This window comes from Alterinioella nitratireducens, from assembly GCF_013155465.1.
GTDB lineage: Bacteria > Pseudomonadota > Alphaproteobacteria > Rhodobacterales > Rhodobacteraceae > Alterinioella > Alterinioella nitratireducens.
The window spans coordinates 430,001-446,825 of sequence record NZ_JABJVX010000002.1 but is presented as its reverse complement, the minus strand read 5'-3'; the positions used below and the strand labels follow the sequence as shown (position 1 = coordinate 446,825).

Sequence of the window (16,825 nt, the reverse complement as noted above, 5' to 3'; positions counted from 1 at the left end):
CCATAGATCGGCTGATCTGCTTTTCAGCGTATCGCGCGGCAGAGCGGAGTCAATCGAAAAAATACGCGCCTCTGCGGATTTGCGATTATCGGTCGAAGAGTGAGGCTGAGCCGAGCACTGTCTTGATCAGGTTCAGCTTGAGCAACCGGATGCGCGCCGCCTCTTCGGATACAGCGAACTGCTTCACTAACAACTGCACCAGGTTGCCAGCATGGTCCGAGTCCTTGTGGATATCACCGTGCAGTTCGCGCGGGCTACAATAGTCCGAAACGAGCCGCCGGACGGGCGTCGCCGGCATCAAAAGTGCTCCACTGATGTAGCCGGCCTGCCATTCCATCCAGTCCGTTTTAGGCGCGTTCAGCATGTTGTCGCGCTTGGAGATCGCCTTGTTGGCGTTGACGCCGCGCTCCAGCATGTCGCCAGTCGCGAACTTCTCGGCCCACAGGGGCCCATGGAACTTCACATGCCCGAACTCGTGGGTGAGGGTCGTGCGCAGTCGGTTCTCGCGCCGATCGTCTGCGGCGATCCGGTCCGAGATTGAAACCTTCGGGCCGCGATCGGGGAAGAACTCGGTGACGCCCTCTACATCGTCCCCATAGGACGAGAGATCGGCGCAGCTGTCGAGATCGGCGTCGTGCATCTCGATCAAGACTTCCAGATCCTCGGTGTCCACCGGATACGCGATCTTCCCCCTGCGCTTCAGCAGGAGCTCACCGATCAGCCGCTCGCACTCATTGTCGAGCTCACGCTCCTGATAGAAGGGCCGCCGCGCGAAACGTCCCATGTTGTCGGGGATCATCTTCACCATGCGGCACCTCCCTACTCCTTCAATGTCCTTCTGAAATTGGCAAAAGCCTTGACCACCTTGTCCGGATCGGACGCGTCCGTACGAAGGTCGTCCGGCAGGCGCCCGGCCAGCGCGAATAGATAATCCTCGGGGATGTTCAGGATCCCGGAGAACTGACGAATCAGATGCCCTGAGCTGGGGCTGCGCCGGTCGTGCTCGATGTCGTTGAGGTATTGCGGGGAAATCGACCCGCCGCTCTCCTCCTTCTTCACGCGCGCTGCGAGCTCCTTCTGGCTGAGGCCGAGTGCCTTGCGGGCCTTCGATATCGCCTGGCCGAAGGTCACACTGTCAGCAGACATATGCGGTCCATCACGTGCTTCTCCCTGTCAATCCGCTTGTTCGCGGATATGCGAGTTGATACTCCTTAGTCCGAAAAGGATCAACAGCGAAGCGGGATGTCACTTACGGGACTGGAAGCAAATTCATGACAAAGATCCTTCACACAGCGGACGTGCACCTCGACTCCCCGTTGAGGTCCCTCGCGCTTCGCGATCCCGAGCTGCGGGATCGGGTCCGGACATCGAGCCGCACCGCGCTCACCAGGATCATCGACATCGCGCTTGCCGAAGATGTGGCCGCGCTTCTGATTGCAGGGGATCTGTTCGATGGGGCAGAACGTAGCGCCCGGACCGCCAGCTTTCTGACGCTACAACTGGAGCGGCTGCGCGAACACGGGATCCGCGTGTTTTATATCAAGGGCAACCACGACGCCGAGAACCCTCTCACCGGCGAGTTGACCTTGCCTGATAACGTTCATGTCTTTGACGGGCGCGGCTGCAAGGTGCAGCTCGCGGAAGACGTCTGGATCCACGGCGTCAGCTTCGCCAACCGTCATGCCCCGGAAAGTTTGCTGCCAAAGTTCCCGGCGCCAGTCGAAGGCGCAGTCAACATCGCGATACTGCATACCTCCCTCGCGGGCGCAGAGGGCCACGATCCTTACGCACCCTGTACGGTTGGAGACCTGACAGATGCCGGCTTCGACTACTGGGCGCTGGGGCATGTTCACCGCCGGCAGGTCCACTCCAAGGCTCCATGGGTCGTGATGCCCGGAACACCCCAGGGACGCGATATCGGCGAGCCCGGTCCGAAATCCGCCACGCTGTTGACCATCGACAAGGCAATCGAGATCGAAGAAGTGCCGACCTCGGCCGTCGAGTTCCTGCACCTCCAGATCGACGCCACGGATACCGACAGCGACGACGCCCTGCGCGATATGCTTAGACGGACCCTACGAGACACGGCGCGAAACCTGGTGTCGGAAAGCGCCGTGATCCGTCTGCAACTGACCGGTCGCACGCGGCGTCGTTGGCAGGTTCTGCGCGATCAGGACGTCTGGAAAGAGGCCGCGGCGCAATATGCTCGGGAGACGGGCAGGCTTTGGCTGGAGAAGGTCGTGTTCGACCTGTCCGACACCGCAGAGCCCGGGCACAGCGCCACGGACGAATTGGCTGAGATCATGAAAACCATCAGCGAGGAGCCCAGTTTTTCCGAAAACTGCCGTGCTGAGATTGAGGGCATTCTGCAGGAGATGGCGCCGCAACGGCGTGCCGAGCTGTTACCTGATGAAGCTGCAATGGACCAGCTTGCGCGGCGTCTCGCAGAAGCCGGCGCAAAACGGATCCTTGCGCGAATGAAGGGAGCTACTCCCTGATGCGGATCGAGCGGCTCTCTCTCGACTTTTTTGGTCATTTCACGGGCAAGGTCCTCGATTTCGGGAAAGCCGGTCAGGCTTCGGATTTCCATGTGATCTACGGCTCAAACGAAGCCGGCAAAACCACAACAATGGAAGCCTATCTGCGTCTTCTCTACGGCTTTCCCCATCGGGAGCCCTATGGGTTTCAGCACCAGCGACAGAATCTTCGCGTTTCCGGTCTGCTCGACATCGGAGGCGAAACCCGCCTGCTCACGCGACTGCCGTCTCGCAGCGGCAACCTCAGGGGAGAGGCCGACGCGGCCCTGCCCGAGACCGCGATCGCCTCGCACCTCGGCGGGCTGTCGCTCGACGACTACCGCAGCCTGCTTTGCCTCGACGACGACACCATCGAAAAAGGCGGTGAGGACATCGCCAGCGCGCGAGGCGATATCGGCCGATTGCTTTTCTCCGCGGCGGCTGGTGTCGCAGACCTCAATGCCGTTCTCGAACAGGCGCGGGCCGAGGCAAGCAGCCTCTACAAAAAGCGCGCCAGTACCACTCGGGTCGCGGAACTGAAGCGCGAGCTAGGCGAGGTCGAGACCAACATCCGCAACCTTGATGTCAGCGCCCACGCATGGCGCAAGCTGAAGGATGCGCTTCAGGCCGCCAAGGGGGAAGAGGCGCAGTCTCGGGAGGCAAGGGACGAGCTTCGCACCGAACAGGCGCAGATTGCCGCGCTACGCCGGGCCCTGCCCAAACTGGGTGAGATGGACCGCCTCACGGACGAGATCGCCGACTACGCCGACTATCCCGAGCGGATCGACATCAATCCCGAAGATCTGGTCACTATGAGGACCGACCGGGGACAGGCGGATGCCGAGTTGCAGCGGCTGCGGGACGAACTTGACGATGCGGAAACGGCGCGCGCCGTGCTGGTCATAGACGCGGACCGCCTGGCCCTCGGCGAGCAGTTGGACGATCTGGACGAACTGCGCAGCCGGATGCAAACGGCGGTGCTGGACCTTCCCAGACGCGAACGGGCCCATGAGGAGGCTCTTTCGGACATGGCACGCATCGCTCAGGATCTGGGGGCACCCGAAGATTGCGATGTCACCGCACTTGTCACGTCTCCGGGAGAAATTGCCATCCTTGAAGGCCTGCGTGACAAGATGCGAGACGCCGCCGCGGCCTGGGAGACCGAGCAACGCGAGATCGCGGGCTTGCAGACCCGCATCGAGCAAGCCCGGAAGGCTCATCAATCATTGCTGGGAGCTCCGCCGCAGATGGGTTTAGTGGATCTGCTCAAGCGGTTCGACGTCGATGCACTTGCACCAGCAGTCGCCACGGCGACACAAGCCATCGCGTCTGCCGACACGGCGCTGGAGCAGGCGCTCGACGCGCTCGCCATAGGTGCATGCACCTTCAGCGCCCTCCCGGCCTGCCCGGCCGATCCATCGACAGCAGCAGACACTGCCCAACGCCATGCCGATCTGGCGGAGAAGCTCGGACGCTTTGACGACAGGCTGGAGAGTTTGGACGAGGACATCGCCGCCGTGAAGGCGAAAACCACCCGGCTCTCGGAAGACGCAAGGATTGCCAGTGACGAAGAGGAACAGGAGGCCCGGGCCCGACGTGACGCCCTGTGGCAAGCGCATCGCGAGACATTGACTTGCGAGAGCGCCGACAGCTTTGCGCCGGCGATGAAAACGGTGGACGACATCAACGCGGCGCGTCTCGCCCACGCCAGCGAGCTCGGCGAACTGCGAAAGCTCCTGCAGGATCTGGCGGACGCGGAAGCACGCGCGACGACGGCTCGGGAACAGCACGATGGGCTCGCCGAGCTGGCACGAGGGCTCGAGAGCCAAGTCCACGTTCTATGTTCGCAAATCGGGCTTCCGGCGCTTTCCCCTTCGGCTTTTTCGGACTGGGTTGCGCTACACAGCAAAGCCATAACCGCTGAGCGGCAACGGAACAGGCTTGTCGAACACCACCGGGAGACGCTGGATCGGGCAGAGCAGCTTCGTCAGGCACTCACGCCCCTCGTCGCTTTGGAGACCCCGACATTGGATGCAGCGTTGCTCGCCGCGCGGCGTCTTGCCGAAAACGAACGGCGCCACCAGGAAGAGGTGCGGGCAGCCTCAGACAAGACCGCCGCCCTCGAGGAGGATCTCGAACGCCGGCAAGGCGAACAGGGAGTCCTTGAGGACACCGCCGAGAGGACTGCTGCGGCCTGGAGCGCAAAGGTACATGAGCTTTTCGGCGAGACGCTCTCACCCGAGCAACTTGCCGCCGGTCTCGGGCAGCTGCGCGAACTACGCGAGCATAACGAGAAGCGACGACAAGCCGAACGTCAGGTTGACACGATGCAGGACGACCAACGCCGGTTCATGGAAGCCTGCAGCGCCCTTGGTGTACGTTTCGGCATCGCGGAGAACGACCCTCTCGACACGTTCCGGCGCCTGCGGGAGCTCGCAGAACAAGCGCAGGCCGACAAATCACAGCACGAGGAGCTCGGCACTAGGCTTGAGGAGGGTGCAACTCGGCGAACGGAACTCGAGGCGAAGCTCGAAGACATCGACAGGAAAGTGTTGGAACTTGGTGCGGTGTTCCCGGAGACGGTGGCTACCAGCACTATTGACGCTCTGCGGACCGCTGTGGGCAAGGGCCTCGACGTCATCGTAAAAAGAGAACGAGTCGCTGAACTCGAACGGCAGATCCTTGACGACCTCTCGCTGCGGAGGGTCGAGGAAGCCCGCCAATTACTTGCCGATGAAACCGCTACAACACTCGAGGCGAAGGCGTTGTCGCTAGAGACCGATCTCAACCTCGCAGAAGAGCGGATGTCCACCGCGACCGTAGCGCGGGCGAATGCTGAACGCGACCTCGGCAATGTCACCGGCGGCGCAGAGATCGCGGAACTGGTCGAGCGGCGCGCCACGTTGCAGATTCAGATTGAAGAGGCGGTTCTTAACTACCTGGAGTGGGACTTCGGTCTGCGCCTCGCCGAAGACGCCATCCGCCGCTATCGCGACAGGCATCGGAGCGACATGATGGCAGCCACGGAGCGTGCATTTGCGGAGCTCACGAATGGCGCCTACCAGAAGCTGCTGACGCAACCGGACGGTGCGGCTGAAATCTTGTTAGCGATCGATGCGAACGGCACCCCCAAGCAGATCAGCGACATGTCGAAGGGAACGAGGTTCCAACTCTATCTGGCGCTGCGCGCGGCGGCCTACGAGCAAATGGTAGCACAGGGCGTTCAGCTGCCCTTCTTCTGTGACGATGTTTTCGAGACCTTCGATGAGGATCGAACGCGTGCCGCGTGCCGTCTCATGGAGCGGATCGGACGGAGCGGTCAAGCAATCTACCTGACTCATCACCGGCATGTTGTCGAAATTGCGAGGGATGTGTGTGATACGCAGCCAATCATTCATCTACTCTGATCTTGCAAGCACTTTATTGCTCGCACCAATTGCACCACGACCTGGCAGCGCTCTTATCGTGTGGCAGGTCAAAATTCGAGTTCGACGGATAGGGAGATGAGCATGAATAACAAGGAGGCCGTCCTTGCCGATATCGCGAGAGACTCGCTGACCTGCATTGAAAAGGTGGCCGGTGACGCAGAGGCGGCACGGACATCGCACCGGAAGAGCGACGCCAGTGCGTTTGCAAGCATTAATACACTCAACAGTCCGCAGCAGGTGAGCCATCTCGGGAAAGTCGCAGATGCAGAAATGGACGCTCTTGCTGCACTGATCGAGCAGCCTGTCATCGCGCGCATACACTTCATCGACGAAAAAGATGAACAAGAGACCATCTTCATCACTCGCGGCACTCCCCGTTCAATACCCGGCTTCAAGATTGCGAGCTACAGGGCACCACTGGGTCGCATCGCATCCCTGGCAGCTGGCGATGAAGGCACATTTCGCATCGGCAGCACCGAGCGAGACCTTCTGGTCGATAGCTCTGCGCGCCTCAAGCCACAACGCGAGCAGGGACAGTGGGACGCCAAGGACACGGAGATCGACATACGGAGCCTCGGGCGCTTCACCGTTGGGTCGCTGCGTGAGCTACTGGAACCGAGCGCACACATCGAAGAGGGCGACCTTGAGGCGCTTTGGGACGACGAAACTGACGCGAACATCGTAGAGGGCGTGCGCCGCGCGATCCTCACGCAAATGGGCCTGCGTGATCAGCCGATTCTTGATCGGCACCAGGATGAGATCTTTCGGATGCCCATCAACAGTCGTTGCTTCCTCTCTGGGCCACCGGGAACAGGTAAAACCACAACGCTCATCCGACGCCTTGGCCAGAAGACGGACCGGCAGGCGCTTGAAGAGTCGGGGGAAGAGACGCGACTCATCCGACAAGTGGAGGAAGAAACGGGCAGGCCGCATGAGAGCAGCTGGATACTGTTCTCTCCGACCGAGCTGCTTAGGCAATATGTAAAGGAGGCGTTCAACAAGGAAGGTCTGGCCGCAAGTGACGGGCACATCCGGACTTGGGACGAGTTTCGCCGTGAGCTGGCGCGCGAGGAGCTTGGCTTGCTGCGAACGAGCGCGGGAACTGGTCCGTTCGTCGAACGACGTACGCAGGACTACCTCAAGTCTGAAGTGCTGGACGAGGCTCAATGGTATGATGAATTTCGAGAGTACATCGACGCCTCAGTTGCGGACGAACTGCGTGCAGATGCAGATCTGTTGGCGAAGAGTGACGCACCGGATCTGAGCGTAATTGGGGAGTTGTTGGGGGAAGTATTTAATAGGCCTCGTCGTGATTTCTATGCGCATACGATGCAGAGTGTCGCCAGACTTATTCCCGAAATCCGGGAGGCAATTTCCTCACGGACCGAGGCAATCAACCGCATTCTCACGCGAGCGCGCAACGCTCTCACTCATGCCGATCGCAACTTCCCCGACCTCCTTCGCCGAGAAATCTCCCGGCAGCTCGCCGCAGATCCACAAGACGCGGACGAGGATGACGAACTCGAAGCCGCGCTAGAGGACGAAGAGGAACAGGCCAGTGCGCCGCAAGCCGGTCGTCCAGTCAGCCGGCAGCAAGCCTTGGTGCGTTTTGAACGTGCCCTGAAGTCTTTGGCAAAGGCCCGGCGGGCGCGACGTCGCGTCTCGGAGAAGTCGCAAGATGGCTTGCTTCTCGAGTGGCTGGGTCCGGACCGCATCCCAGCCGATGCCGAGATTTCGGAGCTTGGGAAGCTGTTAGTCGAACAGTCACGACTAAGGAGGTTCGAGCGCCTTGAACGGCTTTTCCTCCGTGGGATCCCGACAAGATACAAGCGCTTCCGCAGCGAAATGACGAAGGTAGAACGGTGGTACGAGGCGACGCCCGCCAAGGCGTCGGATATCCACTGGCAAGAACTTGACCTTGTGATCCTGGCGACGCTCCAGATCGCCAACGAGCTGTTGAACAACTATCGCAGCCGAACCGGGCTGGAACTTCCAGCAGCAGGGCCACTCGCATCCATACGATACATTCAAAGGGCACAGGTTCTCGTCGATGAGGCAACCGACTTTTCGCGGGTCCAGCTCGCTTGCATGAACGAGCTCGCGCATCCATTGACCGGCTCGCTCTTTCTTTGTGGGGACATAAATCAACGACTGACTTCTTGGGGCCTCAAATCGAATGAAGCGCTGAACTGGATAGGCGAGAATATCGAACGCAAATCTATTACAGTTTCATACCGCCAAAGCCGACGCCTTGTTGATCTTGCAAAGCAAATTGCCACCATCGGCGGCTCTCAGGCAGATGACATCGTCCTGCCCGACCGCCTCGATGCTGAGGGATTGCCTCCAGTTTGGCATGCAAGCCTCGGCGACAACTCTGCCGTCGCAGCATGGCTAACCAAGCGCATTCACGAGATCGATCGAATGGTTCAGAAGGCCACGACAATTGCCGTTTTGGTGAATGAAGAAGAGCAGGTGGAACCGCTGGCTCTGGAACTCAACGATCGGCTGGAAGAGATCAACCTTTCTGCTGTCGCCTGTAAGGACGGAAAGGTTGTCGGCAACGACCGGGATGTACGAGTATTCAACATTCGGCACATCAAAGGCTTGGAGTTTGAAGCTGTCTTCTTTGTCGACCTCGACCAAACGGTCTCCAAGCATCCTGATCTATTTTCAAAATACCTTTATGTGGGGGCAACGCGTGCTGCAACCTATCTGGGGGTAACCTTCAAAAGCCAAGTTCCAGAGCAGATCGAACCGCTCTCGCATCACTTCGGAGAGGATTGGTCGATTTGAAAAGGCCATGCAGGGACAAAAAATATCACGCAAATTTTGGTATGCACGATGTGAGTACAGAAGGTGCATCCGCCGACAGGGAAAGTGAACACTTTGTCAAGGTATAATCCCAATCACCACGTCGAACCCATTTACAACGCTGCTCGGAAATGGCGCGATACATCGCTCACGGCGGGGCTGGCCGTATTCGCGGACGGCAAGGAACTTCTATCGCGGAAACTGCTGGACGAGTTGGACCAGCGTTTCGTCAAGAACCTCGATGCCGGCGAGGGTGATTTTCTCTCAAAATTGAAGGTGCAGCTCTCGGAGGGCTCCCCTGATTGCCGCCAGCTGATGGCCGAGAGCCTGTGGCTTATGCTGCTCTTCCCGTCGAACGTCGGCGCCGCCAAGAAACGCGAGAACGTACTGGAGATCTGGTCGTGGTCGGGCGAGGACCTGAACGCGACCCACCCACTCCTGGCAGACGGCGTTCTCGAAGGCATCGGGTCGGCCGGCACCGCATACAACACGCACCGGTGGCGCGAGCTGGTCTTTCTCATCGGCGCCTTGCGGGATTTCACGGCTCGCGATGGCTCCGAGCGCGAGCAGATCGCTTCGGATCCTTGGGCATTCTCCGGCTGGTTGAGCAGCCTTCCAGAGGCGCGGCACCGACAGCTGATCCACATCCTGCCACACCTGCTGTTTCCCGATACCTTCGAACGGATCAGTTCTGAGGGCGACAAGCGCCAGATCCTCGCCGGCTTCGGAGATACGCCGGAGAAGGAGATCAAGAAGTGGAGCACTGTCGAGATCGACCGCGCTCTGCTCGAGCTGCGCCGCAGACTTGAAGAAGAGCATGGCTCGGACATCGATTTCTACCAGGAAGAGTTCGAGTCCCAGTGGAAGAACCAGACGAAGAACTGGCTACTCAGCTGGAATCCCTCCAGATGGACCTGGGACACACTCGCGGCCGACCGCGCCACGACGATCAGCGGGGAGAAGGCCGACAACCGATGGCGCTGCAGCTCGAGCAAGCCGCGCGAGGGTGACCGCGTCTTTCTGATCCGCACCGGCAGCCCTCCGAAAGGAGTCGTTGCAGTTGGAAAGGTCACGCGCGCGCCCTATGAAGCCGACCACTGGGAACAGGCCCGGGCCGACGCCGGAGAGACGACGCGCTTCGTTGACGTGGCATTCGACTCCGTCCGCGATGCAACGTCGGACGAAATCGTCCCTCTGGAACAGCTGCAAAACCGCGAGCCCGGCCAGGAATGGAACCCGCAGTCTTCCGGAATCGAGATCAAGGCAAAGGCTGCCCGGACCCTGGAGCGCTTATGGAAGGCGCTTTCACCTATTGCATCGGGCGCTACTCCGCCGGGGGACGACACCGGTTCTGGAGATGCATCTCCAAAGAAACTCACGCCGCCCCTGAACCTCATTCTCTACGGCCCGCCCGGGACCGGGAAGACCCACCGCCTCAAGAACGATTACCTGCCGCGATACCAGGACGAGGCCGGTGATCGCTTCGAGTTCGTGACGTTTCATCAGAGCTACGCGTACGAGGACTTCGTCGAGGGCATTCGCCCGGTCACGGAGAACGGGGCCGTCACCTACGAGGTGCGGCCAGGGGTGTTGAAGCGGCTCTGCGATCGGGCCCGGCGCGCGCCGGACAAGCGGTTCGCCCTCTTCATCGACGAAATCAATCGCGGAAATGTCGCCAAGATCTTCGGCGAGCTGATTACGCTGGTCGAAGTGGACAAGCGCATCCGCATAGGTGCCTCGGGAAACCGCTTGGCGAGCTGCATGGGCCTGGAAGTGACGCTCCCTTACTCTGGTGAGCGTTTTGGTGTGCCCGCGAATGTCGACGTCATCGGCACTATGAACACCGCGGACCGCTCGATCGCTCTGCTCGACAGCGCCTTGCGGCGCCGGTTCCGGTTCGAGGAACTCACCCCGAAGCCGGAACTGCTTGAATCGATCGATGACGGTGAGGGCAACGCGATCGACCTGCGTCAGCTTCTGCAGGCCATAAATTCCCGCCTGTCCCGCCTGCTGCATCGCGACCAGACCCTCGGCCACAGCTACCTTTACCATGTGAAGTCCTTCGACGAGCTGCGTCGTGTATTTTCGCGGGAGATACTGCCGTTCCTGCAAGAGGCGTTCTACGACGACTGGCGGCAAATCCGATACGTCCTCGCCGACCAGGCCGTGGAGGAGGAGCTGCAGTTGGTCCGGGCGCGCGCGCAGAGTGCTGCCGTGCTCTTTCCAAAGGCGGACCCGACCGAAATCGGGGACGGCGAGGCGTTCGAGATCATTCGGGAAGACGAGATCACACCGGACGCAATCCGCAAGATCTACGAGCCGCCGGAATGAGACGCCTGACCGTCCGAGAAAGGGAGGCCGTCAGCATCGGTTCGGGTGGCGATATCAGCGAGCACGAGGCAGAAGGTATCGTGAAACTCGCCGGACGGCTTCCGGCGGGCACACTCGCGTGGGGCCACCGCACGCTGAAGTTCGGGCCGTTCTGCGGGGTCCTGCAAACCGATCAGCTGGCGATCGAGGTGCTTCCCAAGATCGACCATGGCAGCGAAGACATGCGGGGCCTGCTGGTGGCCATGCTTGCGCGCGCAGGTCAGCTTGGATCAAAGCGCGTGGGCGATGCCGGCCTCGCGCAGCAGCACAGCCACCTCCTCGACGTCTTTATCGAGGATTTCTGCGGCCAGGTGAAATCCGCTCTCCGAGGCGGGGCCATTGCCCGGTACTCGGAGAGGACGGAGAACCTCAACGCCATCCGCGGACGGCTCGAGCTGACCGAACATCTCCGCGCGAACGCATTCGACCGTTCTCATCTGCTTTGTCGCTTCGACGAACGCAGCATCGACAACCCATACAATCAAACGCTGAAGGGCGTCCTCCGGATTCTTCTCGGATTCGCGCTGAGCCCGAGGACCCGGGCGATGGTGGCGGCGTTTCTCCACCGCTTTGACGAGGTGAGCGATCGAAGGATCACGTCTCGCGACGTCGATGCCCTGCGGTTTGATCGGACCATCCGACACTGGGAGCCGGTGTTTGCGCGGGCCCACTGGCTCCTGTCAGGCCTGTACCCGGATATTCGCACCGGCGATGCAGTTGGTTCGGCTTTGCTGTTCAACATGGAAAAGCTCTTCGAGACGGTTCTTGGGCTGCGCATCCGGCACGCCTGTCAGGCGCAGGATGGTGGTCGCCTTTCTGTAGGACTGCAGAGCCCTGTGAAGAACCTCGCGACGGCGGGCTTCCTGCTGCGCCCCGACATCACCATTCAGAGCGAATTTGAGACCGTCGCGATTCTCGATGCAAAATGGAAGCGTCTCGATCTCGGCGAAGCGAACTTTGGCGTCTCGAGCGGCGACGCGTATCAGATGAACGCCTACGCCAGTCGCTACCGCTGCAAGCGACTCACGCTCGTTTACCCGGCCTCAAGGGACTGCCCGCCAGGAAGGATCACCGAGTTCGTGCTCATGACCGAAGAGCGGCCGGTACTGGATGTCGTCGCGGTCGATGTTCGAGAGCTCGCCTTTGGCAGCGGGATCCCGGCCGGTATCGATGCGATGATCCCGATCGAGCGGCACTGGAAGCAACGGTCATCGCAGGAACCGATTTACGAAGCGGTATGAAGGACTTCGGCCCCTCTTGCTTCCACAGTGCTTCCACGGATAGCTCAAACGCAAACGCCGCTCCGGAGGGCGGCGTCTAAACGTCTGGAAACACGAAAGAATTTGGTTGCGGGAGTAGGATTTGAACCTACGACCTTCAGGTTATGAGCCTGACGAGCTACCGGACTGCTCCATCCCGCGCCAATAGCGGGTATTTAGTCGGTCTGCGGGGTGGGTGCAAGGGCCAAAGCCGAGATTTCCGCCAAGATTTTCCAGTGGCCGGAGCCCTCATCTCGTCGGGCGCAAGAGGGCCGCCAGGATGAGGAAACACAGCGAAATGGCGCCGACAGCCATCAGCCACAGGTAGAAGGTCTCCGACGTGACGAAGAGCAACTGGACCGGGTGGGAGAGAAGGACAAGGGCAACGATAATGCAGAGCGTACCCCATCGCGTGGGGCGGGTCAGCAGGAGGCCGGGCAGCAGCAGAAGTGGGCCGATCAGGTAGTGGCTCCAGGCCAGGGGACCGAAGAAGATCGAGATCGTCCAGACGGCGAGCAGTTTCCACAGGAGGAAGTCCGGGCAGGGTCGTGAGACGGCCTTGAACCAGACCACTGCCAGCCCGGCGAGGAGGCCGATGAGACCGATGCCGCGGATCACCGGCGATGCGGCCACGATCGAGATGCTTCCCCTTCCGCTGCCAATGGGGCCGTTGGATTCGGCGACGTGTTGAAGCAGGTGGAGCAGACCGTCCAGCCCGTAGTTCAGCGGGGTCAGGAGGGCGTACTCGCTCACCCGGGAGAGCTGCTCGAGGAAGTCGCGATGGAGCTCGATGCCGGTGGTCAGGATGCTGATCGCAAGCAGGGCGAGGCCGGTCACGGCCATCGCCCCCGCCGCCTTCCAGTTCCGGTCGATCAGGAAGATGACACCGAAGATGACCGGGTTGAGCTTGAGCGCTGCGGCGAGCCCCAGGACCATGCCCGCCGAAACGGAATGGCCCTGGCGGTAGCGCTCGAACCCCAGAAGCACCACGAAGGTGACCAGGATCTGCGGCTGGTTCAGCCAGAAGGCGACGAAGAACGGCCTGCTGAGGACGATGATCAGAAGACTCAGCGCGACCCAGGTGGCCAGCGACGCGCGGGGCCGATCCGCGATGCGCCAGGCCAGGAAGACGGAACCGATCAGGGCGGCGGTGTGGATCACCAGCACGGTGTTGAAGAAGGCCAGTGGTCCAACAGAGAGGGCGAATCTGGACAGGAGCGCGGCCCAGATCGGGGGGTAGACATAGGGAAACGCGACCTCGCCCTCGAACCCAAGCGCGGCGACCATCCGCTCCCACTCGGGCGAGGCGGAGCCCCCGAAGAAGCCGGGCGGGGCAAGATAGATCACCCCCTCCTGCCCCAGGCCATAGGACCGCGCGGCGAGGTATATGGCACTCAGATCCGCGGCCCAGGTGTTCCAGAATTGGAAAAGGATCAAGCCGGTGAGGGCACTCAGGGCGACGGCGATCGTGGCCGTCTCGGTTCTGCTGTTCATGACTTGCCCGCCACCTGTCGCACGCCCGCGCAAGGCGGTTTGCCCACCGTTCTTGCGGACTGCCGGGGATATGGCAATCGGCGAGATCGGAAAGGCCCGGAGACAAGGTGCGCATTGGCCACAAACATGATGCCAGAAACGAAAAAAGCGCCCCGAGGGGCGCTGGTTCCGTATGATCATCGTCAGAGGGATACGTCGGAATGTTTCTTGCTAGGTTTGGCGGTGACCTACTCTCCCACGTCTTAAGACGCAGTACCATCGGCGCGACGGCACTTAACTGCCGAGTTCGGGATGGGATCGGGTGTTTTGCTCGCGCTATGACCACCAAACCGAGAAAGAAACATCCCCACCGCGCTTGCGCGCGGTGAAAATCCAAAGTCCAAGTCAATTACGACTTTGATGGTGTGTGGTGTAGTAACCTGCTTTCAACCTGCAGAAGTCTGGCTTCTACTGGATCAAATCAAGCCTATCGAGCAATTAGTACCGGTCAACTGAACGCATTGCTGCGCTTACATCTCCGGCCTATCGACGTAGTGGTCTACTACGGCTCTCAGGGATACCTTGTTTTGAGGGGGGCTTCCCGCTTAGATGCCTTCAGCGGTTATCCTTTCCGATCATAGCTACCCTGCACTGCGGCTGGCGCCACAACAGGTCCACCAGTGGATCGTTCACCCCGGTCCTCTCGTACTAGGGGCAACTCCTCTCAAGTATCCTACACCCACGGCAGATAGGGACCGAACTGTCTCACGACGTTCTAAACCCAGCTCACGTACCTCTTTAAACGGCGAACAGCCGTACCCTTGGGACCTGCTCCAGCCCCAGGATGAGATGAGCCGACATCGAGGTGCCAAACGGTGCCGTCGATATGGACTCTTGGGCACCATCAGCCTGTTATCCCCGGCGTACCTTTTATCCGTTGAGCGATGGCCCTTCCACTCGGGACCACCGGATCACTATGGCCGTCTTTCGACTCTGCTCGACTTGTCAGTCTCGCAGTCAGGCTGGCTTCTGCCATTGCACTCAACGAGCGATTTCCGACCGCTCTGAGCCAACCTTCGCGCGCCTCCGTTACGCTTTAGGAGGCGACCGCCCCAGTCAAACTACCCACCACGCAGGGTCCCGGACCCGGATAACGGGCCGCGGTTAGACATCAAGCAGAGCAAGGGTGGTATCTCAAGGATGGCTCCACAAGGACTAGCGTCCCTGCTTCAAAGCCTACCACCTATCCTGCACATGCTGTACCTGATGCCAGTGCGAAGCTGTAGTAAAGGTGCACGGGGTCTTTCCGTCTAACCGCGGGAAGCCTGCATCTTGACAGGCAATTCAATTTCGCTGAGTCGATGTTGGAGACAGCGGGGAAGTCGTTACGCCATTCGTGCAGGTCGGAACTTACCCGACAAGGAATTTCGCTACCTTAGGACCGTTATAGTTACGGCCGCCGTTTACCTGGGCTTCAGTTCGGAGCTTGCACTCCTCCCTTTAACCTTCAGGCACCGGGCAGGCGTCAGACCCTATACGTCGTCTTACGACTTCGCAGAGCCCTGTGTTTTTAGTAAACAGTCGCCACCCCCTGGTTTGTGCCCCCAGCTCCAAGTTGCCTTGGAACCGGGCCTCCTTCTCGCGAACTTACGGAGGTATTTTGCCGAGTTCCTTCAACATCGTTCTCTCAAGCGCCTTGGTATTCTCTACCGGTCCACCTGTGTCGGTTTAGGGTACGATCTTATGCCAGAGCTATTTCCAGGAACCGATTAACGGCCCACCCAATCCGATAAGGGTGAACAATCTTCTCGATCCGTCACTACTGGCTGGCCCAGGAATATTAACCTGGTTCCCATCGACTACGCCTTTCGGCCTCGCCTTAGGGGTCGGCTTACCCTGCTCAGATTAGCTTTAAGCAGGAACCCTTGGACTTTCGGCGACAGGGTCTCTCACCCTGTTTGTCGCTACTCATGTCATCATTCTCACTAGTGATCACTCCACCGGATCCCTCACAGGCCGGCTTCACAGTAAAACCCGGTCCTCCAATGCGCCCCGAGGGACGCTAAGGAGGAATGGGTTTATTCACACTACGCTCCGCTACCATGCACAAAGTGCATCCTCAGCTTCGGCTCATGGCTTGAGCCCCGGTACATCTTCGCCGCAAGACAACTTATTTAGACCAGTGAGCTGTTACGCTATCTTTAAAGGATGGCTGCTTCTAAGCCAACCTCCTGGTTGTTTTGGTCGTCTCACCTGCTTTCCCACTTAGCCATGAATTAGGGGCCTTAGCTGGAGGTCAGGGTTGTTTCCCTCTCCACGACGGACGTTAGCATCCGCCGTGTGTCTGCCATCTAGTACTCCTCGGTATTCGGAGTTTGGTTAGGATCAGTAAGCCTGTGGGGCCCCATTACCCATCCAGTGCTCTACCCCCGAGGGTATTCGGATGACGCTCTACCTAAATAGATTTCGCGGAGAACCAGCTATCTCCGAGTTTGATTGGCCTTTCACCCCTAGGCACAATTCATCCCGACCTTTTTCAACAGGTGTGGGTTCGGACCTCCAGTAAGTGTTACCTTACCTTCATCCTGATCATGCCTAGATCACTCGGTTTCGGGTCTAATGCATCTAACTCATTCGCCCTATTAAGACTCGCTTTCGCTGCGCCTACACCTAACGGCTTAAGCTTGCTAGATACACTAAGTCGATGACCCATTATACAAAAGGTACGCCGTCAGCCCTCAAGGAGCCTCCGACTGTTTGTAGGCGTTCGGTTTCAGGTACTGTTTCACTCCCCTCGTCGGGGTGCTTTTCACCTTTCCCTCACGGTACTGGTTCGCTATCGGTCAGTAAGGAGTACTTAGCCTTCGAAGGTGGTCCTCCGATCTTCAGACAGGATTTCACGTGTCCCGCCCTACTTAATACATCCAATCGAGCTTCGTATACGGGGCTGTCACCCACTATGGCGGAC

General features: G+C 59.8%; 8 protein-coding genes, 1 tRNA gene and 2 rRNA genes (1 of these 11 only partly in view). 5 read left to right on the top strand and 6 right to left on the bottom strand.

What is annotated here, in order from left to right:
• Positions 1-85: 85 nt before the first annotated feature.
• Positions 86-808, bottom strand: a complete 723-nt coding sequence (locus tag HNS34_RS05340) for an ImmA/IrrE family metallo-endopeptidase (RefSeq protein WP_172318751.1) — start codon at positions 806-808, stop codon at positions 86-88.
• A gap of 11 nt (positions 809-819) precedes the next feature.
• A complete protein-coding gene (locus HNS34_RS05335; protein ID WP_172318749.1) occupies positions 820-1,146 on the bottom strand; it encodes a helix-turn-helix domain-containing protein in 327 nt (108 codons plus the stop codon).
• Positions 1,147-1,271: 125 nt separating this feature from the next.
• Between HNS34_RS05335 and HNS34_RS05330 the strand changes: the two genes are divergently transcribed.
• The 5 genes from HNS34_RS05330 to HNS34_RS05310 all read left to right on the top strand — a co-directional run bounded on the left by HNS34_RS05330 (position 1,272) and on the right by HNS34_RS05310 (position 12,366).
• A complete protein-coding gene (locus tag HNS34_RS05330) occupies positions 1,272-2,498 on the top strand; it encodes a metallophosphoesterase family protein (protein WP_172318747.1) in 1,227 nt (408 codons plus the stop codon).
• Positions 2,498-5,923: a YhaN family protein gene (locus HNS34_RS05325; protein WP_172318745.1), complete on the top strand. Its 3,426-nt coding sequence runs from the start codon at positions 2,498-2,500 to the stop codon at positions 5,921-5,923. Before HNS34_RS05330 ends, HNS34_RS05325 begins: the two co-directional genes overlap by 1 nt.
• Positions 5,924-6,025: 102 nt before the next feature.
• Positions 6,026-8,737, top strand: coding sequence for an ATP-binding domain-containing protein (locus HNS34_RS05320; RefSeq protein WP_172318743.1), 2,712 nt, complete (start codon positions 6,026-6,028; stop codon positions 8,735-8,737).
• Between the two features lie 84 nt (positions 8,738-8,821).
• Positions 8,822-11,086 (top strand): McrB family protein, encoded by a 2,265-nt coding sequence (locus HNS34_RS05315; protein ID WP_214647422.1) that lies wholly within the window; start codon positions 8,822-8,824, stop codon positions 11,084-11,086.
• On the top strand, positions 11,083-12,366 hold the full coding sequence (locus HNS34_RS05310; protein ID WP_172318741.1) for an McrC family protein: 1,284 nt from the start codon (positions 11,083-11,085) through the stop codon (positions 12,364-12,366). The genes HNS34_RS05315 and HNS34_RS05310 overlap by 4 nt, the downstream gene beginning before the upstream one ends.
• Positions 12,367-12,469: 103 nt before the next feature.
• Here the strand turns inward: HNS34_RS05310 and HNS34_RS05305 are convergent.
• The 4 genes from HNS34_RS05305 to HNS34_RS05290 all read right to left on the bottom strand — a co-directional run.
• Positions 12,470-12,546: transfer RNA gene (locus HNS34_RS05305), tRNA-Met, on the bottom strand.
• A gap of 87 nt (positions 12,547-12,633) precedes the next feature.
• Positions 12,634-13,878, bottom strand: coding sequence for a glycosyltransferase family 87 protein (locus HNS34_RS05300; RefSeq protein ID WP_172318739.1), 1,245 nt, complete (start codon positions 13,876-13,878; stop codon positions 12,634-12,636).
• 214 nt (positions 13,879-14,092) lie between these two features.
• A 5S ribosomal RNA gene (gene rrf / locus HNS34_RS05295) occupies positions 14,093-14,207 on the bottom strand.
• Between the two features lie 127 nt (positions 14,208-14,334).
• Positions 14,335-16,825: ribosomal RNA gene (locus HNS34_RS05290) — 23S ribosomal RNA — on the bottom strand; it runs 363 nt beyond the window's last position.

Coding starts and splice junctions, on each gene's coding strand:
- HNS34_RS05340 (WP_172318751.1), bottom strand. CDS start 808: ATGGTGAAGATGATCCCCGACAACATGGGACGTTTCGCGCGGCGGCCC.
- HNS34_RS05335 (WP_172318749.1), bottom strand. CDS start 1,146: ATGTCTGCTGACAGTGTGACCTTCGGCCAGGCGATATCGAAGGCCCGC.
- HNS34_RS05330 (WP_172318747.1), top strand. CDS start 1,272: ATGACAAAGATCCTTCACACAGCGGACGTGCACCTCGACTCCCCGTTG.
- HNS34_RS05325 (WP_172318745.1), top strand. CDS start 2,498: ATGCGGATCGAGCGGCTCTCTCTCGACTTTTTTGGTCATTTCACGGGC.
- HNS34_RS05320 (WP_172318743.1), top strand. CDS start 6,026: ATGAATAACAAGGAGGCCGTCCTTGCCGATATCGCGAGAGACTCGCTG.
- HNS34_RS05310 (WP_172318741.1), top strand. CDS start 11,083: ATGAGACGCCTGACCGTCCGAGAAAGGGAGGCCGTCAGCATCGGTTCG.
- HNS34_RS05300 (WP_172318739.1), bottom strand. CDS start 13,878: ATGAACAGCAGAACCGAGACGGCCACGATCGCCGTCGCCCTGAGTGCC.